At 65.6% G+C, this 22,009-nt stretch carries 26 protein-coding genes and 1 pseudogene; 12 read left to right on the top strand and 15 right to left on the bottom strand.

What is annotated here, in order from left to right; genetic code table 11:
• Positions 1 to 74: pseudogene (locus MU521_RS21635) on the bottom strand (IS6 family transposase); the annotation flags it as partial.
• A 710-nt stretch (positions 75 to 784) separates the two neighbouring features.
• On the opposite strand from MU521_RS21635, the gene MU521_RS11340 reads away from it, so the two are divergent.
• Positions 785 to 925: a hypothetical protein gene (locus tag MU521_RS11340; RefSeq protein WP_175452855.1), complete on the top strand. Its 141-nt coding sequence runs from the start codon at positions 785 to 787 to the stop codon at positions 923 to 925.
• A gap of 223 nt (positions 926 to 1,148) precedes the next feature.
• Here MU521_RS11340 and MU521_RS11335 read toward each other — a convergent pair whose 3' ends face one another.
• Positions 1,149 to 2,342, bottom strand: coding sequence for a GAF domain-containing sensor histidine kinase (locus MU521_RS11335; protein ID WP_092692051.1), 1,194 nt, complete (start codon positions 2,340 to 2,342; stop codon positions 1,149 to 1,151).
• Between the two features lie 517 nt (positions 2,343 to 2,859).
• On the opposite strand from MU521_RS11335, the gene MU521_RS11330 reads away from it, so the two are divergent.
• Complete coding sequence (locus MU521_RS11330; RefSeq protein WP_092692053.1) at positions 2,860 to 3,783, top strand: TSUP family transporter; 924 nt, start codon at positions 2,860 to 2,862, stop codon at positions 3,781 to 3,783.
• A 12-nt stretch (positions 3,784 to 3,795) separates the two neighbouring features.
• Here the strand turns inward: MU521_RS11330 and MU521_RS11325 are convergent, their stop codons facing one another.
• From MU521_RS11325 to MU521_RS11315, 3 genes are read right to left on the bottom strand one after another with little or no spacing between them, the layout of a single operon-like run.
• Complete coding sequence (locus MU521_RS11325; RefSeq protein WP_092692056.1) at positions 3,796 to 4,467, bottom strand: DUF2238 domain-containing protein; 672 nt, start codon at positions 4,465 to 4,467, stop codon at positions 3,796 to 3,798.
• Positions 4,464 to 5,072 carry a hypothetical protein gene (locus MU521_RS11320; RefSeq protein WP_092692059.1) on the bottom strand — a complete coding sequence of 203 codons (609 nt, stop codon included), beginning with the start codon at positions 5,070 to 5,072 and terminating at the stop codon, positions 4,464 to 4,466. The genes MU521_RS11325 and MU521_RS11320 overlap by 4 nt, the downstream gene beginning before the upstream one ends.
• A 40-nt stretch (positions 5,073 to 5,112) precedes the next feature.
• Entirely contained in the window at positions 5,113 to 6,093 is a 981-nt protein-coding gene (locus MU521_RS11315; RefSeq protein ID WP_092692062.1) for a metal-dependent hydrolase, read from the bottom strand.
• 161 nt (positions 6,094 to 6,254) lie between these two features.
• Here MU521_RS11315 and MU521_RS11310 point away from each other — a divergent pair, with 161 nt between their 5' ends.
• Positions 6,255 to 7,439, top strand: coding sequence for a pyridoxal-phosphate-dependent aminotransferase family protein (locus MU521_RS11310; protein WP_092692065.1), 1,185 nt, complete (start codon positions 6,255 to 6,257; stop codon positions 7,437 to 7,439).
• Here the strand turns inward: MU521_RS11310 and MU521_RS11305 are convergent.
• Entirely contained in the window at positions 7,429 to 7,746 is a 318-nt protein-coding gene (locus MU521_RS11305) for a DUF7116 family protein (RefSeq protein ID WP_092692067.1), read from the bottom strand. The genes MU521_RS11310 and MU521_RS11305 overlap by 11 nt on opposite strands.
• A 122-nt stretch (positions 7,747 to 7,868) precedes the next feature.
• On the bottom strand, positions 7,869 to 8,108 hold the full coding sequence (locus MU521_RS11300; protein ID WP_092692070.1) for a DUF5816 domain-containing protein: 240 nt from the start codon (positions 8,106 to 8,108) through the stop codon (positions 7,869 to 7,871).
• A gap of 89 nt (positions 8,109 to 8,197) precedes the next feature.
• Between MU521_RS11300 and MU521_RS11295 the strand changes: the two genes are divergently transcribed.
• Positions 8,198 to 9,577 (top strand): bifunctional metallophosphatase/5'-nucleotidase, encoded by a 1,380-nt coding sequence (locus MU521_RS11295; RefSeq protein WP_092692073.1) that lies wholly within the window; start codon positions 8,198 to 8,200, stop codon positions 9,575 to 9,577.
• Positions 9,578 to 9,665: 88 nt separating this feature from the next.
• Positions 9,666 to 10,061 carry a universal stress protein gene (locus tag MU521_RS11290; protein ID WP_092692076.1) on the top strand — a complete coding sequence of 132 codons (396 nt, stop codon included), beginning with the start codon at positions 9,666 to 9,668 and terminating at the stop codon, positions 10,059 to 10,061.
• On the opposite strand, the gene MU521_RS11285 is transcribed toward MU521_RS11290, so the two are convergent.
• The gene (locus MU521_RS11285) at positions 10,058 to 11,125 is read right to left on the bottom strand and encodes a mechanosensitive ion channel family protein (protein WP_092692653.1); all 1,068 of its coding nucleotides are present in this window, start codon (positions 11,123 to 11,125) and stop codon (positions 10,058 to 10,060) included. The two genes, MU521_RS11290 and MU521_RS11285, sit on opposite strands and share 4 nt — an antisense overlap.
• Positions 11,126 to 11,342: 217 nt before the next feature.
• On the opposite strand from MU521_RS11285, the gene MU521_RS11280 reads away from it, so the two are divergent.
• Positions 11,343 to 11,678, top strand: coding sequence for a DUF8106 domain-containing protein (locus MU521_RS11280; RefSeq protein ID WP_092692079.1), 336 nt, complete (start codon positions 11,343 to 11,345; stop codon positions 11,676 to 11,678).
• Here MU521_RS11280 and MU521_RS11275 read toward each other — a convergent pair.
• Positions 11,675 to 12,526 carry an eIF2B alpha/beta/delta subunit family protein gene (locus MU521_RS11275; RefSeq protein WP_092692083.1) on the bottom strand — a complete coding sequence of 284 codons (852 nt, stop codon included), beginning with the start codon at positions 12,524 to 12,526 and terminating at the stop codon, positions 11,675 to 11,677. The two genes, MU521_RS11280 and MU521_RS11275, sit on opposite strands and share 4 nt — an antisense overlap.
• A gap of 84 nt (positions 12,527 to 12,610) precedes the next feature.
• Positions 12,611 to 13,024, bottom strand: a complete 414-nt coding sequence (locus MU521_RS11270) for a hypothetical protein (protein WP_092692086.1) — start codon at positions 13,022 to 13,024, stop codon at positions 12,611 to 12,613.
• A 98-nt stretch (positions 13,025 to 13,122) separates the two neighbouring features.
• Between MU521_RS11270 and MU521_RS11265 the strand changes: the two genes are divergently transcribed.
• Positions 13,123 to 13,524: a DUF7969 family protein gene (locus MU521_RS11265; protein ID WP_092692089.1), complete on the top strand. Its 402-nt coding sequence runs from the start codon at positions 13,123 to 13,125 to the stop codon at positions 13,522 to 13,524.
• Between the two features lie 70 nt (positions 13,525 to 13,594).
• Positions 13,595 to 14,140 carry a DUF1684 domain-containing protein gene (locus MU521_RS11260; RefSeq protein WP_092692091.1) on the top strand — a complete coding sequence of 182 codons (546 nt, stop codon included), beginning with the start codon at positions 13,595 to 13,597 and terminating at the stop codon, positions 14,138 to 14,140.
• A gap of 1 nt (position 14,141) precedes the next feature.
• Here the strand turns inward: MU521_RS11260 and MU521_RS11255 are convergent, their stop codons facing one another.
• From MU521_RS11255 to MU521_RS11235, 5 genes are all read right to left on the bottom strand, one after another.
• Entirely contained in the window at positions 14,142 to 14,306 is a 165-nt protein-coding gene (locus MU521_RS11255; protein ID WP_175452856.1) for a hypothetical protein, read from the bottom strand.
• Between the two features lie 207 nt (positions 14,307 to 14,513).
• A complete protein-coding gene (locus tag MU521_RS11250) occupies positions 14,514 to 15,977 on the bottom strand; it encodes an RtcB family protein (RefSeq protein ID WP_092692094.1) in 1,464 nt (487 codons plus the stop codon).
• A gap of 48 nt (positions 15,978 to 16,025) precedes the next feature.
• The gene (locus MU521_RS11245) at positions 16,026 to 17,147 is read right to left on the bottom strand and encodes a DoxX family protein (protein WP_092692096.1); all 1,122 of its coding nucleotides are present in this window, start codon (positions 17,145 to 17,147) and stop codon (positions 16,026 to 16,028) included.
• A gap of 33 nt (positions 17,148 to 17,180) precedes the next feature.
• The gene (locus MU521_RS11240; protein WP_092692099.1) at positions 17,181 to 17,594 is read right to left on the bottom strand and encodes an archease; all 414 of its coding nucleotides are present in this window, start codon (positions 17,592 to 17,594) and stop codon (positions 17,181 to 17,183) included.
• Positions 17,594 to 18,307: a DUF502 domain-containing protein gene (locus MU521_RS11235; protein ID WP_092692102.1), complete on the bottom strand. Its 714-nt coding sequence runs from the start codon at positions 18,305 to 18,307 to the stop codon at positions 17,594 to 17,596. Before MU521_RS11235 ends, MU521_RS11240 begins: the two co-directional genes overlap by 1 nt.
• 109 nt (positions 18,308 to 18,416) lie before the next feature.
• Here MU521_RS11235 and MU521_RS11230 point away from each other — a divergent pair, with 109 nt between their 5' ends.
• From MU521_RS11230 to MU521_RS11215, 4 genes are all read left to right on the top strand, one after another.
• Positions 18,417 to 18,905, top strand: a complete 489-nt coding sequence (locus tag MU521_RS11230; protein ID WP_092692105.1) for a GNAT family N-acetyltransferase — start codon at positions 18,417 to 18,419, stop codon at positions 18,903 to 18,905.
• 69 nt (positions 18,906 to 18,974) lie between these two features.
• Complete coding sequence (gene priS / locus MU521_RS11225) at positions 18,975 to 20,153, top strand: DNA primase small subunit PriS (protein WP_092692108.1); 1,179 nt, start codon at positions 18,975 to 18,977, stop codon at positions 20,151 to 20,153.
• Position 20,154: 1 nt separating this feature from the next.
• Positions 20,155 to 21,168, top strand: a complete 1,014-nt coding sequence (locus MU521_RS11220; RefSeq protein ID WP_092692111.1) for a DNA replication complex subunit Gins51 — start codon at positions 20,155 to 20,157, stop codon at positions 21,166 to 21,168.
• A 79-nt stretch (positions 21,169 to 21,247) separates the two neighbouring features.
• On the top strand, positions 21,248 to 22,009 hold the full coding sequence (locus tag MU521_RS11215) for an ABC transporter ATP-binding protein (RefSeq protein WP_092692113.1): 762 nt from the start codon (positions 21,248 to 21,250) through the stop codon (positions 22,007 to 22,009).

The raw sequence follows: 22,009 nt of genomic DNA, 5'->3' as shown, positions 1-22,009 counted from the left end.
GGTGTCGCCTCGCGTTCAACAAACTCTAAGTCGATCTGGTCGATACTACCGCCGAGGCGTGTGTTTTCGGGCACAGATCACTCAGAAAACACACCGCCTCACTCTTCATCCTTATCTGAACACCGCCAGCCGATCATGGCAAAAACAAATATGTCTTGCCGCTCTTAAGTCTTGTTAAACTCTCGTCATTCTTCTCATGAAATATGAGACAGAGACGTTCTTAATGCTGATGAGTCGCATATTCAATATTTCGTTTTCTATATATTTCTATTTTTGGGCGTGAAAATAACTGCCAACTGTTGATGTGCGGCGACGCAAGCCGTTGTTTCCGATCGCCAGTTGTGAAGATGCCGGCGACAATCGGTGGCAACCGTCGGTACCAAGAGACCATTGTGAATTGCTTCCCAGTACCGTCCGCTGAAGCGGCGTTTCACGAGTCAATCAAAACTGGCAATAGAGCCGCTCCAAAAGAGTTCGTTCAGCCACTGAACGGATGCCGCCGCCTCCCGTCCTGACCGTTTTTTATTTTTGGGATTTTGATATTTTTTAATGCCACACTCACTACCTCAGTCTCCTGTGCATTTCGTTCGATGAGTGAACGACTTTGACCGATGTGCCTGCATTCCGGTGGTTCGTTACATCTACAGGCGGGGCAGGCCGAGTGCCTCGGGGCTTGACCCCGAGGCGGTTCACGAATGGGACCGGACGAACGGCGACCACGCAATTCTCCGCTGGGAACTGCCGGAGGAGAACGATTAACGGCGACCACGGGTGAGACACATCCATGACGACTGAAGAGCAAGAGGATGAAACAACGCCACTCGACGACGTCATGGGGGATATCCAGCGCGAGCTTGCACTCCGTGTCGCCGAGGCCGACCGGGACCAACACCGCGAAATTTACGACGCCCTCGAAGACGAGTAACTCCTCTGCTCGGCTTTTCGCCCGCGGTCGCGGACTGTTTCAGTTTCACCGAGCCTCCTAGTAGAAACTCACCCGGTAGTGTTCCGGGTGTACAGTTCGGTATATAATTACAACTGCCGCTTTCTGGCCGCTGGGGCGGACGATTTCTGCCGTCGGCCCAGGACATTCTCCCGCCTCATTTTTTACGCTCAATTGGACACGACCAGCTGAACGGTGTCAAGAGTCACGAATCTGCCCCGACTTTTGGGAGTGTAATCGTAACCACGGTCCCTGATGGCTCATTATCTTCGATGGAAACCCCACCGCCGTACGCGTCACTGAGGGTTTCAACGAGGTGGAGTCCGATTCCAGTCCCGGCGCTTTCCGGCCCCTTATTTCCCTTCTGTAGTATTTCGTCTTTTCTGTCGTCAGGAATGCCAGGCCCGTTATCAGCTATTTCGACGTCCACCACCTCATTCGATTCAGTCGCGGTCACGGTTACAGTGGGTGGTTCTGAATCGTTGTGTTGCACGGCATTCGTGAGGACATTCCTGAATATAGATTTCAAGAGCTCACCAGCCTGCACCTGAACCGACGGCAGTTCATCAGTGATAGTAATCTGGGCGTCGGAGTAGGTCGAGTCTACAGTTTCTATTACGGACGAGAGTTCCGGGGCAAGCGGGACTGGGCTGGTCTGCCACTCCGTCTTGCACATCACGGTCGCAAGGTCCCCAGCTGTCTTCAGCAGTTCTGAGGCGTCCCGTGCGCTCTGTTGAACTTGATCGATCTGAGGCCTTATATCGTCGTGCTCTACTGTTTGAAGCGAATCAGCATGTCCACTGATAACCTGTAGGTTGTTAGCGATGTCGTGCCGGACGATTCGATTCAGAAGATCGAGGTTGTTGCGTTGTTCTCGTAGCTCCTGTTCGTGTTCAACGCGCTCAAGTGCTGAGAGGACGTTTTTGCCGAGAATATCGGCCAACCGTTCATCCTGTTTTGTCGGTTCGATTTTTTCTCGTGTCCCCGCTGTCAAGAGTCCGTAGTCCGCTAGTGGGACGGTAATTCCTCCGTGTAGCGGAGCATCAGAAGCCGTATCCTTCTCACTGACGACCACGCGCTTCGTCTCGCCGTGTTCGTAGTACTCCCAGAGCCAGCTCCCCTGTTCGTGTCTCATCACTCTGTTGGGCTCTTCGGGCGTCTCAACATACTCCTGCAGGGGCTCAGAAATAGCCTCAGCCTGAAGTACATCCTCATCAGATGGCACTTTCCAGAAGACGCTCAGTGGGAAGTCCAAAATAGATGTCGCGGCTCTAACTGCAATCGCTGCAATTTCGGGTTCGTCCCCGGCCTGCATAAGCTCCCGCGTCGCCCCGTGCAACTCCTTCAGTTGGGACTCTGGACCCGAGTGTTTTGACGAACCGTCGGAATCGGGACTCATCACCCTATGTTGTTGTACACGATATTAAGACCTTCTAGCAGTTTCAGATCATATCGAATTAAAATCTATGCTCCGCTGACGCCGTCGCCCGAAACGGTAATTACATAATTGAAACCGTCGGCCAGTTCGACAAGTGGTTGCTTCACGGAGGACTCGCTCTACTTCCACCGGGCCTACTAGTAGATGCTTGCCCGGCAGTGTTCCGGGTGTCATTCTCTGACCGTCTGCGCGACGGCTTGGACGTGCCCCGTCGATACGACCGGTGCCCCACTCGGCCGTCGGGGCACGGTGGCTGACTGGCGACACTCGCGCCTCCCGGAAAATGTTGCTTCCTCCTCTGTCGCTGTCGAGTCGGGAGGTTCGTCCGGCGAACGGGATCTCAGGGGTTGCTGCTGGTGGTTCACGGTGTGTCATCGATCACCGACTGGACCCCATTCTTACGGGCAAGTGCAGATGGATAAGGTCGGAGCGAGTACGGACGACGACCGACGAGTCGAGACCGCTCGTCAGTTCATCCATGGGTACGAGCAACACGCAACTCGACGTAGCACAGTTCCTCGCGAATCTGCGGGCGTTCCAGTACCGCGAGGTGATGATGGTCTTTGCGACGGCGATGGTCGTCGCCGGGTCTGTCGTCTTCTTCCCCGGCGTCGACAGCGTCACCAAGGGCCTCCAGTCGGACGTGTCGGCCGGTTTGCTCGCCGCGTTCGTCCTCGTGGCGGTCGTCGCGGGCGCGGTCAAGGGCATGATCGGCTTCGGGTACGCGCTGATCACGACGCCGATCTTCGCGACGGTGATCGACCCGACGCTGGCGGTCGTCGTCCTCGCGATCCCGCCGTGGATGCTCAACATGTTCCAGATCGGCGAGACGGACACGGGACTGGAATTCGTCCGTGAGGAGTGGGCGTTGCTGGCGCTGGCAGTGATCGGCTCGGTCGTGGGCGTGGTCTTTCTGGCCGAGTTCAGCGCCGGCCCCATCGTCCCGTTCCTGATCGGCCTGATACTCTTCGGCTACGTCGTCTTCCAGGTCGTCCAGAACTTCGTGACGGTTCAGGAGGCACATCACCCGGTGGCGCTCGGGTCGGCCGGCTTTCTGGAGGGATTCCTGCTGGCGGTTGCCAACCTCGGGCCGCTCCTGCCGGCGTACTTCCACACCTTCGAGCGCGACGTGGAGCGGTACATCGGCGGGCTCTCGATGGTGCTGGCGACCATCTTCACCGTCCGGATCGTCCAGATGATCCTCTTCACCGACCTCATGACGACCTACCGGCTCTGGCTCGGGTCGGTCGTCGCCGTCGTCACCGTCGTCGGCCTGCTCATCGGGACCTACCTCCGGCGACTGGAGATCGACGAGGCGAAGTTCAACTGGTTCGTCGTCGCCCTGCTGTTCGTGATCTCGGTCAACATCTTCCGGAACACGATTCCGGCACTCTTCCTCTGACCCGGCGGCGACTCACTCGTTGCGCGTCGCCAGCCACTCCTCGATGCGCTCGTCCAGCGCCCCGAACATGTCGTTGAGGTGGGCGGTGCCCCAGGTTGCGACGAGTACCGCACCCACCGAGTCGAACACCAGATCTAGCATCGTGTCTTCGAGGCCGTACTGGGTGAGGAAGGTGCCGATCCCGAACGCGGCCGTGACTTCGGTCAGCAGGAACTCCAGCACCTCCCAGAGGACGCCGAATGCGAGGACGAACAACAGGATGAACACGAACATGAACTTCGGCGGGAGGACGACGCCGTCGGCGTGCTCGTCGAAGGACCGGGCCGTGGCGTAGCCGACGGCGGCCACGACCGAGGCCGACAGGCCGTGGGTGAGGTGGTCCCACCACCAGATCGACTGGTAGAACGAGAGGTCCGACCAGGGCAGTCCGAGCGTCCCGAGCGCGTGCAGGAAGACCGCCGTCGTGATCCATAGCGTCAGCGCCGGATCCATCGGAATCTCGTAGTCCCGTTCGAGCAGGGGCGGGAGCTGGGTGACCGCCAGCGCGATGAGAGTGTTGACGACGACGCCTGGGCCACCGCGGTAGAGCCCAATCAGCAGGATGCCGACCAGCAGCACCTCCATCGCCCACGAGAGGCGAGCCTGGATCCGCGTCGAGATGCCGATCACGTCGCGGAGTCTCACGCCAGATCGACCTCCTCTGGAACGCGCTTGCGGGGCCGAATCCGCCGCCGCACGTAGAACACGTACACCAGGCCGGCGATGGCACCGGCGGTGGCCGACCCGACGAATTCGAGCATCAGCGCGTGCTCGGAGGCGAGAAAGCCCGTACCGAAGAGACCGTCGGCGGTCCAGCGAGCGACCGCCCAGACGCCGGCCGTCGCGAGCGTCGTGACGACGACGAACAGCGCGCCGAATCCCTCGGTCATCTCGACGGCGGTGAACCCGTCGAGGTCGACGGCTACGAGCAAGGAAAGCGCCGCGACCGAAATGTAGCGGGCAGTGTTCTGGGCTTGGCCGGTCAGCAACTCGATTGCAAACGTGTGTCCAAGGACCGGCGCGGTCGCCAGCAGGACGATCTCCCACGGCGGCATCACCCAGACCGAGCGCAACTGCAGGGCCGGCAGGAGTGCGATGAGGGCGACGGCAGCGCTGAAGGCCGTCCAGAGCAGGTTCCCCGTCACCACGCTCGTGAGGCTCGTGCTCAGTACCAGACCGACGAACGCCCACGCCAGAACCGCGTTTCCCCGACGACTCCGGAGGAGTCGGCTCAGTCCCACCTCGTCCATACCACCGAGGTACGGCGTCTCGGTGTGAAACGTTATCGGCTCAGACCAGAAGGTAAGCGAGCGTGTAGCCCACGGCGGCCAGCGTCACGGCGGCCAGCCCGGTTGCCAGCGCCGTCGGCCAGTCCGAGACGGTGGGACGGAACCGCTGAATCGGGAACCGACCGAGACGGCCGCGTGCGGTCCCGACGGCGCCGACGGAGGCCAGCGGCAGGATCGAGAACACGAACGGATAGGACGTGGAGAGGGTGGGGGCCGGGATCGCCAGCGCCGCCGCGGCGTAGCCAGCCCCGAGACCGGCCCGAGGGCTGAGGTGGTCGCGAACGCGCCGGTCGGTGAGGCTAACGAGCGCGTAGGCGGCCAGCCAGATCGTCGCCAACTCGACAGCGAACGCGCCCAGCAGGTGCAGCGTCGGGTCGGGGTGGAGCGCCACACGCTCGGCGAAGACGGTCACGTCGAACGGGTAGAGCATCGCCGGTGGCTGGCCGGTGAACAGGTCCCCGAACGGGTGAGTCGCGAGCCCGACGAGGGCCGTCACCCCGACGAGGTGGGCGTCGACGCCGCGTCTGGCGGCACCGACTGCGACCGCGAGCCCGGCGAGACAGAACAGCGCGAGGACGACGGCCGCGAGCCCACCGCTGACGACGGCCGCGGTGACGACCAGTCCCACGAGCAGTGCGCCCCCGGCAATCACGGCGGCCAGCCGAGAGCGAGCGGGGAGCGACGAGCGGTACCGGACGGCGACCAGGCCGTACGCGAGCGCCGCGACTGTACCGAGGACGAGCGAGTGGGTCACCGTGCGGTGGACGACGGCGCTGGCGTTCCAGAACGCCTCGGAGGCGTCGAGGAGGCCGTTCACGCCACCGAGGAGGCCGATGGGTGCGTAGACCATGTCCACGTCGGGGACTGTCGCGAAGGCGCCGGCGAGGACACCGAGCCACAGCGCACGCTCGCGCGACCACCCGACGGCGTGGCCCCCGAGGGCGACGAGGGCGAACGCCAACAGCCCGTGACCCAGAAACATCGACTGTCTTTCGTGACGAGCGTATTTAAATGGCATGCGGGGGAACTCTCACTCGGCACTCTCTACCGGTCGTTCGGCAGCGCCTACGCCACGTTCGGCACTGTCCCATGACAACTGTTCTCTCACACTACTTTTGATGGTGTCTCTCACAACGAACGGGTATGGACCGACCGAGGGTTGGGGAACTGTCGCCGCCGGACAGGCTGTTGATGGGCCCCGGGCCCAGTGACGTACACCCCCGCGTGTTGCGGTCGATGAGTACGCCGCTCGTGGGCCATCTCGACCCCGCGTTCGTCGACATCATGGACGACGTACAGGACCTGTTGCGGTACGTCTTCCGGACGGACAACCAGTGGACTATCCCGGTGAGCGGGACCGGTTCCGCGTCGATGGAGGCCGCCGTCGCCAACCTCACCGAACCCGGTGATACGGTCCTGGTTCCGGGCAACGGCTACTTCGGCGAGCGCATGGCCGCGATGGTCGAGCGCGCCGGCGGGGAGGCCGTCTTCGTCGACGCGCCGTGGGGCGAACCGCTCGACCCGGCCGCCGTCGAGGACGCCTTCGACCGCCACCAGCCCGACATCTTCGGGTTCGTCCACGCCGAGACGAGTACCGGCACCCTCCAGCCGAACGTCCCAGAACTGACGAGTATCGCCCACGAACACGACGCGCTGGTGATCGCCGACACCGTCACCTCGCTGGGTGGCGTCGAGTTGCGCGTCGACGAGTGGGGGATCGACGCCGCCTACTCCGCGAACCAGAAGTGTCTCTCCTCGCCGCCGGGTGCCAGTCCGCTCACGCTCAACGACCGGGCGATGGACAAGGTGCTGGCCCGGGAGTCCCCGGTCCGCTCGTGGTATCTCGACCTCTCCTTGCTCCAGGAGTACTGGGGCGACGAGCGCGCCTACCACCACACCGCGCCGATCACGAACGTCTACGCGCTCCGGGAAGCTCTCAGACTGGTCGCCGAGGAAGGTATCGAGACCCGCTGGGCGCGCCACCGCCGCGTCGCCGGGGCGCTCAAAGCCGGCGTCGAGGCGATGGGACTGGAACTCGATCCCGACGACGACTGGTGGCTCCCGAGTCTGAACGCCGTGCGACTGCCCGCCGGCGTGGACGACGGGACGGTCATCGACGCCCTGCTAGAGGAGTACGGTATCGAGATCGCCGGCGGCCTCGGCAACCTCTCGGGAGACATCCTCCGCATCGGCTGTATGGGCCACAGCGCCCGCGACGAGAACGCACTGGCCCTGGTGAGCGCGCTCGGCAACACGCTGGAAGCACTCGACGCCGACGTGGACGCGGATGCGGGCGCGAGCGCCGCCCGCCGCTCGCTCAAGCGCTGACGTCGGCGTCTGGGGCGTGACAGACCTCGTAGTCGCCGTTCTCCTCGATTCCGATGACCGCCCACTCGTAGTCGGGGTCGCGGCGTTCGAGGCGCTCACGGACCGCCGACGCCTGTTCCTGCCAGGTGACGAGACAGTGGAAGTCGCCGGGTTCCTGCGGCGTCGCCGGCTCGTCGACCGGTGTGACGTTTACGATCCGCCACTTTCGCTGTGCGCGTAACTCCCGTCCATCGCGTTCGACGACGTATCCCAGGTCGGTGAAAATGGCCTCTGCCTTCTCGGCTAGTGGCGTGGTAACAGTCGCCATCCACCCTGTAATACGACTCACGCTTGCTTAAGTGTAATCACTTAACAGACCTACGACATGTATCTGAGTCGGGCTGGAGCTGTCTGGCGGTTCGGCGGCGCGAGCGTCGGTTTCGGTGCCGGTCACTCGTGGGCGGCGTCCCACTCGTCGGCCTTCCGGATGTTACTGCAGACGTTGCACTGGATGCGTCCCATCGAGTCCATCGCGTTGTCGAAGGCCTCACAGTTCGCACAGAAGTAGCCCCAGCGTGCCTCGCGGTCACGGTCGGTGTAGACGACGAAGAAGGGGCCTTTCGAGCCACGCTCGGCTTCGTTGCGGGCGACGTACAGCTGTTCTCCGTCCTCGGTCGTCCGGGCTTCCATGGCTCCAGTTCCGCACTCCGGCCCTAAATCCCTGCCTCCTCGGCGCGGGCCGAAGGGGATTTCCCGACCGACGGCGTATTCGAGACCGAATGCCGCCCCGCCTCCTCCACTACTCCGACGTGGAGAACGCCTACGACGACCCCGACCGGATCGGCCGTCTCGCCGGACTCGTCCGCTCGCTGCGCGACGACGACACGCTGGTCCTCGGTACCGGTGACAACACTGCGCCGGGCGTCCTCTCGATGGTCACCGAGGGTCGCCAGGCACTGGATTTTTTCGCCGCCGTGACACCCGACGCCGACACTTTCGGCAACCACGACTTCGACTACGGCCCCGACGCGATCACCGAGATCGTCCGCGAGTCGCCCCAGACCTGGGTGAGCGCGAACGTAGCGTGGGCCGACGGAGAGCGGGGCGGCGAACGCTTCGCCCGCGAGGCCGGCGTCGTCCCCTCGACAGTCGTCGCGACCGACGGCGCGACGGTCGGGCTGACCGGCGTCACCGAACCGAAGACGGGGTCGATGTGTCCCGGTGCGACTGGACTCGCCTTCACCGACCCGGTCGCCGCGGTCCGCCGAGAGAGCGCCCGGCTCCGCGAGCAGGGGGTCGACGCCGTGGTCGTCCTCTCACATCTCGGGAGTGGTGACGACGAACTCGCCCGCGAGACCGACGTGGACGCGATTCTGGGCGGGCACGTCCACTCCCGCCGGGTCGAGTGCGTCGCCGACACACTACTGGCCCGCCCTGGCGCGAACGCGCGCGGCTTGCTGGAGGTCGACCTCGACAGCGCGCTGTCGGTCGACGCAGTGACCGTCCACGATCCGGCCGACGCGCCGCTGCACGAGTCCGTCGCCGACGCCATGGACGCGCGCCGGGCGGATGCTGGGCTGGACGAGGTGGTCGGCCACGTCGACGAGCCGATCACGCGCGACCGGGCGGTCAAGCACACCGGCGAGTGCCGCATCGGGAACTTCATCGCCGACGCCTACCGGTGGGCCGCCGACGCGGACGTAGGCCTGCAGAACTCCGGCGGTATCCGCGAGGGACCGCCACTCGCCGGCGACGTAACCGTCGCCGACCTCGTGAGTGTGGTCCCGTTCGACGAACCGGTGACCGTCGCAAAACTGTCGGGTCGTGAACTCAGACAGCTCTGTCGCGAAGCGGACGGCGAACACGTCCAGGCGGTGGCCGACCGCTGGCACGCACACGTCAGCAACGGTCTCACCATCCGGCGGGACGGGAGCGGCGTCGAGGCAGTCCACCTGGACGGTGTGCCGCTTTCGACCGACGACACCTACACAGTGGCGACGACCGACTACCTCTTTCACACGGATCACGAGTTCCCGGTGCTGGACGAGCAGCACCGCGTCGAGCGTCTGTCGACCCAGTACGAGATGCTGGCCGCCTACGCCCGCGAGCGCGGCATCGACCCGGCCGTCGAGGGCCGGATTCGACAGGCCGGTGAGTGAGTGTCTCGCTCGGGAACGACCGTCACGGCGGGTCTCCTTGCGCCTGAGAGGGAAAGGTTGACACTGCAGGCGGGCGTCGTCCCGGACGATGACGCAGGTCGTCGTGCCGGTGCGCTACCCGCTCACCGAGCACTCCAGAGCCACGCTCGGTCGGGCAATCGAGATCGCACGGGAGGAAGCAGCCAGTCTGACAGTTCTCCACGTCAATCTCTACCACAACTCCCAGCGGATCTCCCGGAGCGAACTGAAAAACGCCGTCGAGAGCGCCTTCGACGACCTGCCGGACGTGCGCTACGTGGTGCGGACGGGGATGCTTGTCGAGGAGACGATTCTCGAAGAGGTGGTCGAATCGCGGGCCGATATCGTCGTCATCGGGCGAAAACAGGCCAGCCGGTGGCGGCAGATGATCCGGCGCATCACCGACGACCCCGACATCGAGCGGTACCTCCAGACCGAACTCGACGCGAAGATCGTGACGGTCTAACCGGTCGGCCCGGACCCACCGGACTCGCCACGGTCCGTGTTCTCCCCGTTCGGTGCGCCGGGATTGGAGTCCGGACGGTGCGCACCCGGTCCCGTTCGCCGCCGTGGCGGGCTGACCGACACGTCCATCTGCCCGCTGGTCTCGTCGAAGACCACGTGCTGGTGAGGGTAGGCGATCTCGACGTCCGCGTCTTCGAGGCGGCGCCACACGTTCGTCTGGACCTTCGATTTGGTCGCGAGCAGTTTGTACGGTTCCGAGAGCCAGTAGCGCAGCCGCAGGTGGACGCCGTGATCGCCGAACGTCTCGATGTAACACGTCGGCGCGGCCGGATAGCGGGCGCTTCCGACCCGGATATCCGGCCCGCCCTCGATCACGCGGTCGACCTCTTTGGCCGCCCGCTCGATCAGGTCCCGCGCCTGGGGAAGGTCACCCTCGTAGGTGACGACGATGTCCAGCGTCTGGCGAGTTCGGGGGTCTTCCGCGGAGTAGTTGATCACGTCCCGGGAGCGGATCTCGCCGTTCGGGACGACGACGAACGTGTTGTCCAGGGTCATGATCTTGGTGTACCGGAGCGTGATATCGTCGACGAATCCCCGCTGTTGGGTGTCGACGATCTCGATCATGTCGCCGATCTCGTAGGGCTGATCGGCCAACAGAAAGAAACCGCTGATGATACTGCCGACGATGGGGGCCAGCACGACACCGATGGCGGCCGAGAACACGGCCACCGACAGGGTGATGTCGCCCAGACTCACGCCGTAGATCGGCAGGATCGCCAGAGTCGCGACGACGAAGATCCCGACGCGAATCGCCCGCAAGACCATCCGGGTGATGCTCGGTCGCTGGAACCGCTGGGAGATACGGCGGCCGAACACCGCCACGACGAGCCGTGAGGCGGCCCAGGCCAGTCCCAGAATCAGCAGGGTCGCGAGGATATCCAGCGCCCAGGGCGGCACCGGAAACGGGAGCCACGAGGTGGGCAGGAGGTTCTCGACCGACTGGCTCGCCACGTTCGCGGCCGCCCGCCTCCCCTCGGCTGTCGTCGCCCCGCCCGGCGTCCCCATCGGCACCTGTGTCGACACCTGGGCCACGGCGTCCTCACCCGCCGGTCCGAGGTCGTGTGGCCCGCTCATATCTCCCCATCCGGTCCCGCTGACTTAAATACAGGGTTGTCGGTGGGGTTCGAAAAACCGGGCCAACAGTCGACGACGTGGCCGCTGTATGTCACGATTATCCAGTATGCCAACAGGACTTTAGCCGTCGGGCACGTAGTTGTCATCGATGCACTCTCCCGACCTTCGTGGGTCGCAAGCACCGGCGGACGACGGCCGGAGAAAAGCCGTGCTGTTCTGCCCGACCTGTGGCCACGAGAGCCTCGTCGGCGGCGACTGGGTCGCCACCGACAATCATCTGACACGCACGCGACACGTGCGCTGTCCGGAGTGCTCGACGACGATCACGGACCGCCCGCTCCCGACCGACAGCGCCGCCGGCGACGCCCCGCGAGCAGACGCCACGGTGGCTGACCCGGTCAGCCGAACGGTCGAAACCGTCGCGCGTCTCTGGCAACACTCGATGCGCCACTGGATGCAGTGGTCACCCCGGGCCGACGCCTAGAACTCCCGGACGCCCTCGTCGGTGACGACCGTATCGAGCAGGCGCGTCGGCGTCGCGTCGTAGGCCGGGTTCTCGACGGTGAACCCCTCCGCGGGTTCGCGCATCACCTCGCTCGGCGAGCGAATCTCGTTCTCGAAGGCGAACCCGCCCTCGATGATCTTCGCGCCGGACCCGACGACGGTCATCGGGACGCCCACGTCGCCGGCCGCCGCCGCGATGGGATAGGTGCCGACCCGGTTGTACAGCGTGTCGTCGACGATGCAGGACATCCCGGTCACCACGCGGTCACACTCGGCGAGGAAGTTGCCGGCCGCACTGTCGACGATGAGGTGCGGTTCCACGCGGTCGACGCCCGCGAGGACGCGTGCCGTCTTCCGACCGAGGTACCGCGGTCGGGCTTCGGTGACGTACACGTCGAGGTGTTTGCCGTCCCGGGCGGCGAGTTCGACCGCTTCCAGCACCGTCGAGGAGTAGTCGTGCGTGAGGACGGTCATGCCGTCCTCGAAGACCTCCGCGCCGTTTTTCGCCGCCTCGCCCTTGGCGTTCTCGATGCGGTCGACCACGCGGTCGATCGCGTCCGCGAGAACGTCCTGTGCCTCGGCGACGGAATCGGCGTCGGCGTCTTTGACCGCGGCCACGATGTCGCGCTGTGCGTTCTGGAGCGAGGCGTGGGAGGGGTTGGCTCGTTTGAGTGCGCTCGCGTTGCGCTCCAGGGTCACGACGAACTCCTCGACCGTCGGGTACTCACCCTCGGTCAACTCCCGGAGGGCGGCGGCGGCCTTCACTGCTACGACCGACGAGGAGTGGGTTTGCATCTGCTCGATCTCCTCGACCGTCTCGTCTATCATATCGAAGCCGTCTGCTCCTCGGGGCAAGTACCTTTGCCATCGGGCACGTCTTCGGGCCGACGACCGGCCCCGATCTCGACTCGGTTACACTGTCCCACGCTCGGTCACCGTGAGGAACCAGCCGCCACGGCCGAGGAATACGGTCGCCAGGGCCGCACCCGCCACGAGCGCGACGGCGATCCGGGTCTCGAAGCCCGACCAGAACGCGAGGATCAGGAACCCCGTGGCGACCGCGTTCATCGTGCCGAGAAAGACGTACCCGACTCCGACGGTCCGGAGCCACTCGGCCGGATCGGTCCCGCGAAGTGCACCGATGCCGCCCCACAACACCAATCCCACACCGATCATCGGAATCCAGGCTCCGAGGAGGATCACGTAGGGTTCGGCCACGGCGACGCCCACGACGGACCCGAGGACAGGCAGCAGCGTCGCTATCGCGAGTTCGATCCGCGTCACCGCCCACCCGAAGTACCTGCCGAGGAACGCGTCCGTGGACACGCTCGACGCATCGGTGGATGCGCTCAAAGTAATATCGAACGGCCGACTCGTCCCCCGGACAGGGTGTGGCCTATGTTCTTCCGGCTCTTAGGAGGGGTATGGTCGACGTGACGTACCACTGCCCGTACTGCGGGGCGGTAACCGGTGTCGAGCGCGAGGGGTATCTCGACGACGACTCTGTGACCCGGGAACCCCTCGACAGCTGGGAGTACGCGAGTACGACCGCCGACGTGGACGAACGGGAGGCCGCCGACGGTATCGAGTTCGTCTGTCTCGGCGACGCGGACGAGGGAACAGCGGTCGGCGAGGACGTTCCCGCGAGTACAACGAGCGGACCCGCGTCGGACCGCGGGTCCGATGGCGGTGCGAACGACCCCGACCCGCAAAAGGACGGTTGTGGCCGCACCTTCTACCTCAGCTTTCGCAAGTCCGAGGACGGCCAGCGCGTCGAACACCGGACACCGGACATCGACCCGCCACGGTTCGACTTCCGGCCCTGAGCAGGCCAGAGGGCACGGTTCGGTTTCCGCGAGCCGCCGGACTGAAACCATCAGGGCCAGTACCGTGGGTATGACCGACGACACCGACGACTGGGCGGAACGACTCCAGGCCAACCGCGAGGAGAAAGACCGCTTTTTCGCCGACCACCGCCAGTCACCGATCCCACCAGCCGAGCGCGACGGGTTCGACGGCCTCGACTACTACCCGCCCGACCCGGACTACCGGGTCACGGCGACGGTCACCGTCCACGACGAACCGGAGCCGGTCGAGCTGGACACGACCGAAGGCCGGACCGTGCGGTACCTGCGGATCGTCACCTTCGAGTTCGAGTTGGACGGCGAGTCTCACGAACTCCACGGCTACCGCCAGGAGAACGACGACGAGGGTATCTTCGTCCCGATCCGCGACAAGACGACGGGCCAGACGACCTACGAGAACGGCCGGTACATGGAACTGGAGCCCGACCGCGAGCTGACCGACGGCGACGAGATCACGCTCGATTTCAACCTCGCATATTCCCCGTTCTGCGCGTTCAGCGAGACCTTCGACTGCCCGCTCCCGCCCGAAGAGAACTGGCTGGAGACGACCGTGGAGGCCGGCGAACGGGCTCCCTGAGCTACTCCTCGACGATCAGTTCCCCGTTCTCGACGTGGTACTTGAATATCTCCACCCGCTGTGCGGCCTCCCTGATGTGGTACTTGGCGCACTCCTCGTCCGCCTCCGAGAGGGCCTCGTCCAGTGATTCTTTGATCCGTTCGAGTTCCCGCGATCCTGAGACCATCGTGCCATATGAATTTACTCTCAGGTAACACATAACTTCTCCGTTTCCTGCAGTTTATTCCTGTCCCTGTGGCGGTTGTCGATCGGACCCCGAGCCAGCGGGCAGGTTGGCGTGTCGGTGTTTACCGAGGCCGGTGACGGGGCGACTCGGTACGAGATGCCCGGCGTCGAAACCGTACAGCCCCCCGAAGTCAACCCTTGCCGGTGACTACCCCTTGATGTTACAGACCGGGTAGGTCCGGGCTACCTTGTCGCCGATGCCCAGCGCGTCCGAGACCCGGACGACCTCGTCCACGTCCTTGTAGACGCCCGGTGCCTCCTCGGCGATGGTCGAACCCGACTGTGCCTTGACGTAGATCTCGTTCTGTTCGCGGAGGTCGTCGCGCACGTCCTCGCCCCAGAACTCGTTTTTGGCCTGCGTCCGGCTCATCAGCCGACCCGCGCCGTGCGCCGTCGAGCCGAACGTCTCCGCCAGCGACTGCTCGCCGCCCCGGAGGACGTAGCTCCCCGCGCCCATGCTCCCGGGGATGATGATCGGCTGGCCCACGTCCTGGTACGCCGCGGGGACTTCGGGCCGGCCCGCCGGGAACGCCCGCGTCGCGCCCTTCCGGTGGACGAACAGCTCGCGTTCCTCGCCACCTTCCACGGTGTGGACCTCCTTCTTCCCGATGTTGTGTGCCACGTCGTACAGCAGGTCCATCTCCATGTCCTGCCAGTCCCGGTCGAACACCCGCTCGAACACCTGCCGCGTGCGGTGCATGATGAGCTGGCGGTTGACCCACGCGAAGTTGATCGCCGCACACATCGCCTCGTAGTAGTCCTCCGCGAGTTGGGAGCCGGCCGGCGCGGCCGCGAGTTCCTTGTCGGGCAACTGGTTCAGCATACCCTGGTGGGCCTGCTCGATGTCGCGCAGGTAGTCCGTACAGACCTGGTGGCCCAGGCCGCGCGAGCCACAGTGGATGAGGACGACGATCTGGTCTTCTTCGAGGCCGAACGCCTCGCCCACGTCCTCGCGGAACACGTCGGTGACCCGCTGGACTTCGAGGAAGTGGTTGCCCGACCCCAGCGACCCGACCTGGTTCGACCCGCGGTCCTTTGCCTTCTTCGAGACCTTCTCGGCGTCGGCCTCGTGCCGGACGCCCTCGTCCTCGCAGTGGGCCAGGTCGTCTTCGACGGCCCAGCCCTCCTCCAGCGCCCAGTCCACCCCGCGTTCCAGGATCGCCTCGATCCCGTCCATCCCGGTCTCGACGACGCCACCCCCGCCCAGACCTGATGGGATGTTGCTGAACAGGTTCTCGACGAGTTCTTCCTCGCGACCCTGGAGGTCGCTGTAGGTCAGATTCGTCCGCATCATGCGGACGCCGCAATTGATATCGTAGCCGATCGCTCCCGGAGAGATACAGCCGTCCTCGGCGTCGATGCCGGCGACGCCGCCCACGGGGAAGCCGTAGCCCTGGTGGCCGTCGGGCATGCAGATGGCGTGTTTCCGGACGCCGGGGAGGTGCGCCGAGTGCTTGAGTTGCTGGAGGGTCTTGTCCTGTTGAATCTCCTCCAGCAAGGCCTCACTGGCCAGCACGCGAGCGGGGGCGTTCATCCCGCCCTCCTGTGGAATCTCCCAGACGTAGTCCCGTACCTTTTCGAGCGTGATGCCGTCGGCGTCGAAGGTGGGCATACAAGATGGTGCGACGCCGACGGCGGAATATATTTCGACTGTCCGGCCTCAGTCGTCGGCGACCTCCCGCTCGCCCAGCGAGGGGCGGCCGGCTTCCGAGTCGGTGTCGGCCAGGACACGGTCGAGCGCCAGCGGGCCGCTCCCCATCGTGAACACCGCGGAGGCCAGCCCGAACATCGTGATGTGGGCGAGGATCGGGTCGTCCGAGATGCCGAAGAGGGTGAGCGTGAAGACGACGAACGCGGCCGCGGCGACGCCTCGGGTCAGGAGTCCGGCGATCAGGAGGACGCCGAGCGCGATTTCGGCCAGCCCGGCACCCAGGACCCACGCGCCGGGATCGACCGGGATCACGGCCGTCAGATCGTACTTCGCGACGACCCCGAGGGTCCGGCCCGGCTGGAGGAGTTTCTCGACGAGTCCCAGGTAGACGAACACGACGCCGAGGCCGACCCGGATGACCGTCGGCGCGTAGCGCGTGTACGGTTCGATCAGGGCCTGGAACCGGCCGGCGATCCGGTGGACTGGGTCGACCCGGCCGTAGTAGGTTCCGGACGCGCTCGCGACGGCCCCGAGCATGTGGTCGGCGCTGGGTCGGCCACCCCCGACGAGGACGATGGCCACCAGTCCCGGGACGTACTCCATCGCCAGCAGGAGTTCCGGCCAGCGCGCCAGGCCCGCGAGGTATGCCACGAGCGCGACGGCCGCCACCGCCCGCGTCGCCAGGCCGAACAGCAACAGGAAGCCCAGTCCGAGCAAGAGGAGGCTGGGTTGGCCGTCGACGGCCGGACTGAAGTAGTAGCCCACGAAGCCGGCACCGACCAGCGGCAGTCCCATGCTGAGCCGGAGCATCCAGGGGACCAGGTCGCCGTACCCGGCGAGAGTCTCCCGGAGTACGTCCAGATCGGGGATCGTCGGCCGCACCCAGACGTACCCGAGGAGGCCCGCTGCGCCAACCAGCGCCGTGCCGCCGAACAGGGCGGCGTTGGCCGGTTCCGAGAGGACCTGCACCGCGAACTCGACGGGATCGGTCGGGGTCCCGTCACCCTCTGCGACGTACCTGACGTGTGCTCGCGCGGTTCCGCTGGCGACGATCGCCACACAGAGCGCGCCACAGACCGCGAGCGAACCGGACAGGAGCGACGAGCGTGTTCCGGAGGTCACATCCGTCATAGGGGATCGGGGGTGGTAAACCTCGCCATCGGGTTAGACGTCGAAGACCACGTAGGCGCGCCAGCCGTCGGCCGATTCTTCGAGCGTCATCTCGGAGTAGGTGACGGCCTTCACGTCGCGGGCGTCGACCGCCGACAGCGGGACGCCGCGGGCCGAGGCCTCGCAGGTCCACTCCCCGTCTCCGTCGTCTCTCACAGCCGCCTCGTGGTCCACCGGGAGGACGCCGCGCACGTCGCGCTCGTAGATCAACTCGTCCAGATAGTCGAACAGGAGCGCCTCCCGATTCTCGGCGCGGACGGTGAGGTCGAACCGCTCGCCGTCGTCGGGAATCTCGTCACACATGGCGGCCGCGAGCCCGTCGGCGACGAACCCGAAGACGGCGTCGAGGGTCTCACCGGTCGCTTCGACGGCCACGTCCGCGGTGTGTTCTCGAAGGTCGAACCCCATCACTCGCCCCTCGTCGGAGCGCCAGCGGTCCCGGGCGGTGCCGAGCCGTCGGGTTCTTCGACCGCGACACCGCTGGTCACGATGGACTGCAACCCTTCCTCGACGGTCATGTCCACGTCACAGACCCGTTCGTCCGGGACGTGGATGACGTGTCCGCCCATCACTGGGTTCGGGGCCATCGGGAGATACAGCGTCGTCATCGAATCGTTCTCGGTCGCGATTTCGATGACTTCGGGCGTGTCCGCGGTGACGAACGCGACCGCGTAGGAGTCGCGGTCGGGAAACTCCACGAGCTTCACCTCCTGGAAACTTTCGGTGTCGCTGTTCAGGAGGAGTTCGCTCATCTCGTCGACGCTCCGGTACAGCGATCCTACACCGGGGATGCGGGTGACGACCTGGGTAACTGTCCGGTCGATGGTGCCGTTGGCGGGGCTCAGTTCGGCGACCAGTCCGACGAAGAGGATCGAAACCAGTGCGACCGCGAGCACGAACCCCTCGATGACGTACTCGGGAAGCTGCTCGGTCCCGAACGTCGCGTTGACCAGCCCCACGAAGGGATTCACCGTGCTGGTGAGGAAGTTCACGATGAATCCCAGTACTAGCAGTGTCACGATCAGCGGAATCGTCACGGCGAAGCCGGTGAGGAAGGCGCTCCTGAGACGCTGGCGCGGTGACACCCGCTCGATCCCGTCGACCTCTGGAGACAGCCGCATACTCGTGGGGACGACGCTGTGCGGAAAAACGGTTGTGGCCTTCGGTCGGCCCCCTCGTCGCAAGTCCTTGCCGGTGGAATTATAGTGGTCTACACGCTACACGGGGGTAGTGAGCGCCACAGTCGAGAGCCGGGTCGTGGACGCCGGGGACGACGCCTACGTAGACGACGCCTGGGCGCTGAAAGAGTCCATCCGCCAGGACGAGGGCGTCCTCCGCCAGCGCCGCGGGTTCTTCAGGGACGCCTATCGGCGGTCGACGGTCTATCTCTTCCTGGAGAGCGGTCCCGTCGACACCGAACGGCTGGTCGGCTTCGCCGCCGTCCGCCGCGACGGGTACATCCTGTTTCTGGCCGTCGCCGACGGCTACCGGGGTGAGGGCTTCGGCGAACGCCTCATCGCCCGCGTCGCCGACGACCACTCCTCGATCACCTGTCACGCCCGCACCACGAACGAATCCGCCATTGGATTCTACCGCCACCTGGGCTTCGAAGTCAACCGCCGCATCGACAACTACTACGAGGACGGCGGCGACGCCTACTACCTCAAACTCGGTACCGGCGGCGGGATCACCGAGCGGTTGCAGAAGTTGCTTTCCTGATGGGTCTCGGGCAGGAAGCGCTGGGTTTGCAAACCCTTTTGCACTGCTCCCCGCAACGGAAGTGATAGCATGGAGGAGCGAACGCAGGCGTATCTCCGGGGTCGGTTCGGCGACTACTACCGCCGCGCCGAGATCACGCCGCCGCCCGACGCCAACGAGCGCGAGTGGGGGTACATCCCCTGGACCTCGGGGCCGGGGACGACGATGGTCCGGCACAAGTCGCTGCTGGATCTGGGCGACATCGAGGGCTTCCTCGAACGTGAGCGCCCGCGTCACGTCTACTTTTCGGCGGGCCGCTACGACGACCCCAGCGCGGGGTCGATGAGCGAGAAGCACTGGCGCTCCTCCGATCTCGTCTTCGATCTGGACGCCGACCACCTCCCGTCGGTGACGTTGGGCGAGGACTCCTACGCCGAGATGCTGGCGAAGTGCAAGGACGCCCTCCTTCGACTGACGGACTTCCTGGAGAACGACTTCGGCTTCGAGGACATGACCATCGCCTTCTCGGGCGGGCGGGGCTACCACGTCCACGTCCGTGACCCGGGGATTCAGGAACTCGAACGGGAAGCCCGGCGGGAGGTCGTCGACTACGTTCGCGGGATCGGCATGGAGTTCGACGCCGTGATCGACGAGGAGGCGGTCGGCGGCGAGGTGGGCCGCAAGAGCCCCGCCCACAACGAGTACCTGCCGACGGACGGCGGCTGGGGCCGCCGGGTTCACGAGCGCCTCCTGGCGGAATTCGAGGGAATCCGCGAGATGGACGAGGAGACGGCCGTCGAGCGACTCCAGGAGTACGACGGAGTGGGCGAAAAGAAGGCCCGCGCGGCCTGGAATATCGCGCAGGACCGGTTCGTCGAGATCGAGCGGGGCAACCTCTCGGCCCATCCCGTCGTCAAGCGCTTCGCCGAGCGGATCGCTGGGTCGGTCGTCGAAGCGGACGACGCACCGATCGACGAGCCGGTGACGACGGACACGAACCGGCTGATCCGCCTGCCGGGGACGCTCCACGGCGGGAGCGGGCTGGAAGTCAGGCGGATCGATCGCGACGCGGTCGCGGACTTCGATCCGCTGGTCGACGCGGTTCCCGACACCTTCGTGGGCCACGACATCACGGTCGAAGTGACAGACGGCGGGCTGGTCGAACTCCTGGGCGATAGTTTTACACTCTCGGAGGGAGAGCAATCCGTACCAGAGCACGTCGGCGTGTTCCTCATGACCCGGGGGCGCGCCGAGAAGGGGCCGGAATGAGATGAACCTCGACGAACTCCAGTCGGTCAGGGACCGCGAGCGCCAGAGCGACAGCCTCCAGCAGCTGCGCGATTCCTTCTACGCGGATGCGGGCGAGATGATCCAGGAGCTGCGCGAGGAGCGCGACGCGGCCGCCGAGCGGGCCGACGACCCCTTCGACGATCCGGAGGTCAACCGGATCACGAACGACATCAACACGGCCGAACAGACCGTCGAGGCCATCTACGAGCGCCGCGTGGGTAAACTCGTCAAGATGGCCTCCTTCGCCGCGGCGGACATGCCCACAGAGGACGAGGGGCTGACCGCCGAGGAACGCGAACTGTTCGAGAGCATGGTCGCGTCCATCGAGAACAACCGCGACCGCGTGTTCGCCATCCTCGACGGGGAAGATCCAGAGGCCGTCGACACGCCGGACGCGACGGCGAACGGGACGCCCGAAGCGACCCCCGACGACGGCGGGGCACCCGCACCCGATCCGTCACCGACGGGGACCGCGGACCCGGCAGACTCCTCCGGAGAGACTGGACAGTCGATGGGCGTCGACGCCGCGGATCTGATGGGGAGCGGCGAGGACGTCCCGACGGCCGGCGCGCCGGAACCCGACGGGTCGGCGGACTCGCCAGATTCGGACCGGCCGGTACCGCCCCAGGAACCGCAAGCGGCGGACGACGCGGGTGAGCCGAATCGAGTCGAGGGCGAGCCGGCTGGGACGGACACATCGGTGCCGTCGCCCGGAGCGGGACAGCCCGACGCGGACGGCGCGGCCGACCCGACGCGCGGCGAAGCCGCCGAACCGACGCCCGATCCGCGTTCGGACGGCGGGGCGACAGCGGCATCGAGCGTCGAGGATTCGAGTGTCGACCGTCGGACCGTCCGGATCACCAGTGACGTGGGCGAGATTCTCGGGGTCGACGAACGCGCCTACGACCTGGCCAGCGAGGACGTTGTGACGCTCCCGGCCGCCAACGCGGACCCCCTCGTGGAGCGCGACGCCGCGGAACCGCTGGACCGGTGAGCGGGGCCGACCGCCGGGCCGTATCGGCGTGGTGTGGTCTCCGGGCGATTGATACTGCTGGAGGCTGTCAGTACGGGCAATGCCCGCCGCCATCGAGACGGAGGCGTTGACGAAGACCTACGGTGACGTGACGGCCCTCTCGAATCTGGACCTCTCGATCCCACAGGGCACCGTCTACGGCTTTCTCGGCCCGAACGGCGCGGGGAAGACCACCACGATGCGGATCCTGACGACCCTGACCGATCCCAGCGGTGGCGACGCCTGGATCGAGGGCGATCACGTCGCCGACCGGGACGCCGTCGTGGACCACGTGGGGTATCTGCCCGAAAAGCCGCCGGTCTACGACGAGCTGACCGCCCGGGAACAGCTCTCCTATCTCGCGGATCTGCGCGATCTCGATGCGGCCGAACGCGACCGGATCGACCCCCTACTGGAGCGGTTCGGCCTGCTCGGCGACGCCGACGACCCGATCCGGACGTACTCGAAGGGGATGCGCCAGAAGACGGCGCTCGCCGGGACGGTGCTGGGTGACCCCGACGTGCTCTTTCTCGACGAACCGACCAGCGGGCTCGATCCGCGGGCCGCTCGCACGGTCAGGGACTTGCTCGCGGAGCTGGCCGCCCAGGGGCGGACGGTCTTTCTCTCGACGCACGTCCTGCCCGTCGTCGAGGAACTGGCCGACAGCGTGGGCGTCCTCAACGAGGGGCGACTCGTCGCCGAGGGGTCGCCGACGGAACTGGAACACCGCGCCGAGACCGGCACCGAGCGTGGACTGGAGGACGCGTTCCTCGATCTGACGGCCGAACTGGGCCACCCGGGCGAGGCCGTGCTGGAGGACTGA

The sequence above is a fragment of the Halorientalis regularis genome, assembly GCF_023698535.1.
In the GTDB taxonomy this organism is placed as follows: domain Archaea; phylum Halobacteriota; class Halobacteria; order Halobacteriales; family Haloarculaceae; genus Halorientalis; species Halorientalis regularis.
Note: the sequence above shows the minus strand (reverse complement) of the source record. Positions and strands in the feature narration are given on the sequence as shown.

What these genes read in the sequence shown, in the direction of transcription:
- MU521_RS11340 (WP_175452855.1), top strand. Translation starts at nt 785, where the DNA reads ATGACGACTGAAGAGCAAGAGGATGAAACAACGCCACTCGACGACGTC.
- MU521_RS11335 (WP_092692051.1), bottom strand. Translation starts at nt 2,342, where the DNA reads ATGAGTCCCGATTCCGACGGTTCGTCAAAACACTCGGGTCCAGAGTCC.
- MU521_RS11330 (WP_092692053.1), top strand. Translation starts at nt 2,860, where the DNA reads ATGGGTACGAGCAACACGCAACTCGACGTAGCACAGTTCCTCGCGAAT.
- MU521_RS11320 (WP_092692059.1), bottom strand. Translation starts at nt 5,072, where the DNA reads ATGGACGAGGTGGGACTGAGCCGACTCCTCCGGAGTCGTCGGGGAAAC.
- MU521_RS11315 (WP_092692062.1), bottom strand. Translation starts at nt 6,093, where the DNA reads ATGTTTCTGGGTCACGGGCTGTTGGCGTTCGCCCTCGTCGCCCTCGGG.
- MU521_RS11310 (WP_092692065.1), top strand. Translation starts at nt 6,255, where the DNA reads ATGGACCGACCGAGGGTTGGGGAACTGTCGCCGCCGGACAGGCTGTTG.
- MU521_RS11305 (WP_092692067.1), bottom strand. Translation starts at nt 7,746, where the DNA reads ATGGCGACTGTTACCACGCCACTAGCCGAGAAGGCAGAGGCCATTTTC.
- MU521_RS11300 (WP_092692070.1), bottom strand. Translation starts at nt 8,108, where the DNA reads ATGGAAGCCCGGACGACCGAGGACGGAGAACAGCTGTACGTCGCCCGC.
- MU521_RS11295 (WP_092692073.1), top strand. Translation starts at nt 8,198, where the DNA reads ATGCCGCCCCGCCTCCTCCACTACTCCGACGTGGAGAACGCCTACGAC.
- MU521_RS11290 (WP_092692076.1), top strand. Translation starts at nt 9,666, where the DNA reads ATGACGCAGGTCGTCGTGCCGGTGCGCTACCCGCTCACCGAGCACTCC.
- MU521_RS11285 (WP_092692653.1), bottom strand. Translation starts at nt 11,125, where the DNA reads ATGGGGACGCCGGGCGGGGCGACGACAGCCGAGGGGAGGCGGGCGGCC.
- MU521_RS11280 (WP_092692079.1), top strand. Translation starts at nt 11,343, where the DNA reads ATGCACTCTCCCGACCTTCGTGGGTCGCAAGCACCGGCGGACGACGGC.
- MU521_RS11275 (WP_092692083.1), bottom strand. Translation starts at nt 12,526, where the DNA reads ATGATAGACGAGACGGTCGAGGAGATCGAGCAGATGCAAACCCACTCC.
- MU521_RS11265 (WP_092692089.1), top strand. Translation starts at nt 13,123, where the DNA reads ATGGTCGACGTGACGTACCACTGCCCGTACTGCGGGGCGGTAACCGGT.
- MU521_RS11260 (WP_092692091.1), top strand. Translation starts at nt 13,595, where the DNA reads ATGACCGACGACACCGACGACTGGGCGGAACGACTCCAGGCCAACCGC.
- MU521_RS11255 (WP_175452856.1), bottom strand. Translation starts at nt 14,306, where the DNA reads ATGGTCTCAGGATCGCGGGAACTCGAACGGATCAAAGAATCACTGGAC.
- MU521_RS11250 (WP_092692094.1), bottom strand. Translation starts at nt 15,977, where the DNA reads ATGCCCACCTTCGACGCCGACGGCATCACGCTCGAAAAGGTACGGGAC.
- MU521_RS11245 (WP_092692096.1), bottom strand. Translation starts at nt 17,147, where the DNA reads ATGACGGATGTGACCTCCGGAACACGCTCGTCGCTCCTGTCCGGTTCG.
- MU521_RS11240 (WP_092692099.1), bottom strand. Translation starts at nt 17,594, where the DNA reads ATGGGGTTCGACCTTCGAGAACACACCGCGGACGTGGCCGTCGAAGCG.
- MU521_RS11235 (WP_092692102.1), bottom strand. Translation starts at nt 18,307, where the DNA reads ATGCGGCTGTCTCCAGAGGTCGACGGGATCGAGCGGGTGTCACCGCGC.
- priS (WP_092692108.1), top strand. Translation starts at nt 18,975, where the DNA reads ATGGAGGAGCGAACGCAGGCGTATCTCCGGGGTCGGTTCGGCGACTAC.
- MU521_RS11220 (WP_092692111.1), top strand. Translation starts at nt 20,155, where the DNA reads ATGAACCTCGACGAACTCCAGTCGGTCAGGGACCGCGAGCGCCAGAGC.
- MU521_RS11215 (WP_092692113.1), top strand. Translation starts at nt 21,248, where the DNA reads ATGCCCGCCGCCATCGAGACGGAGGCGTTGACGAAGACCTACGGTGAC.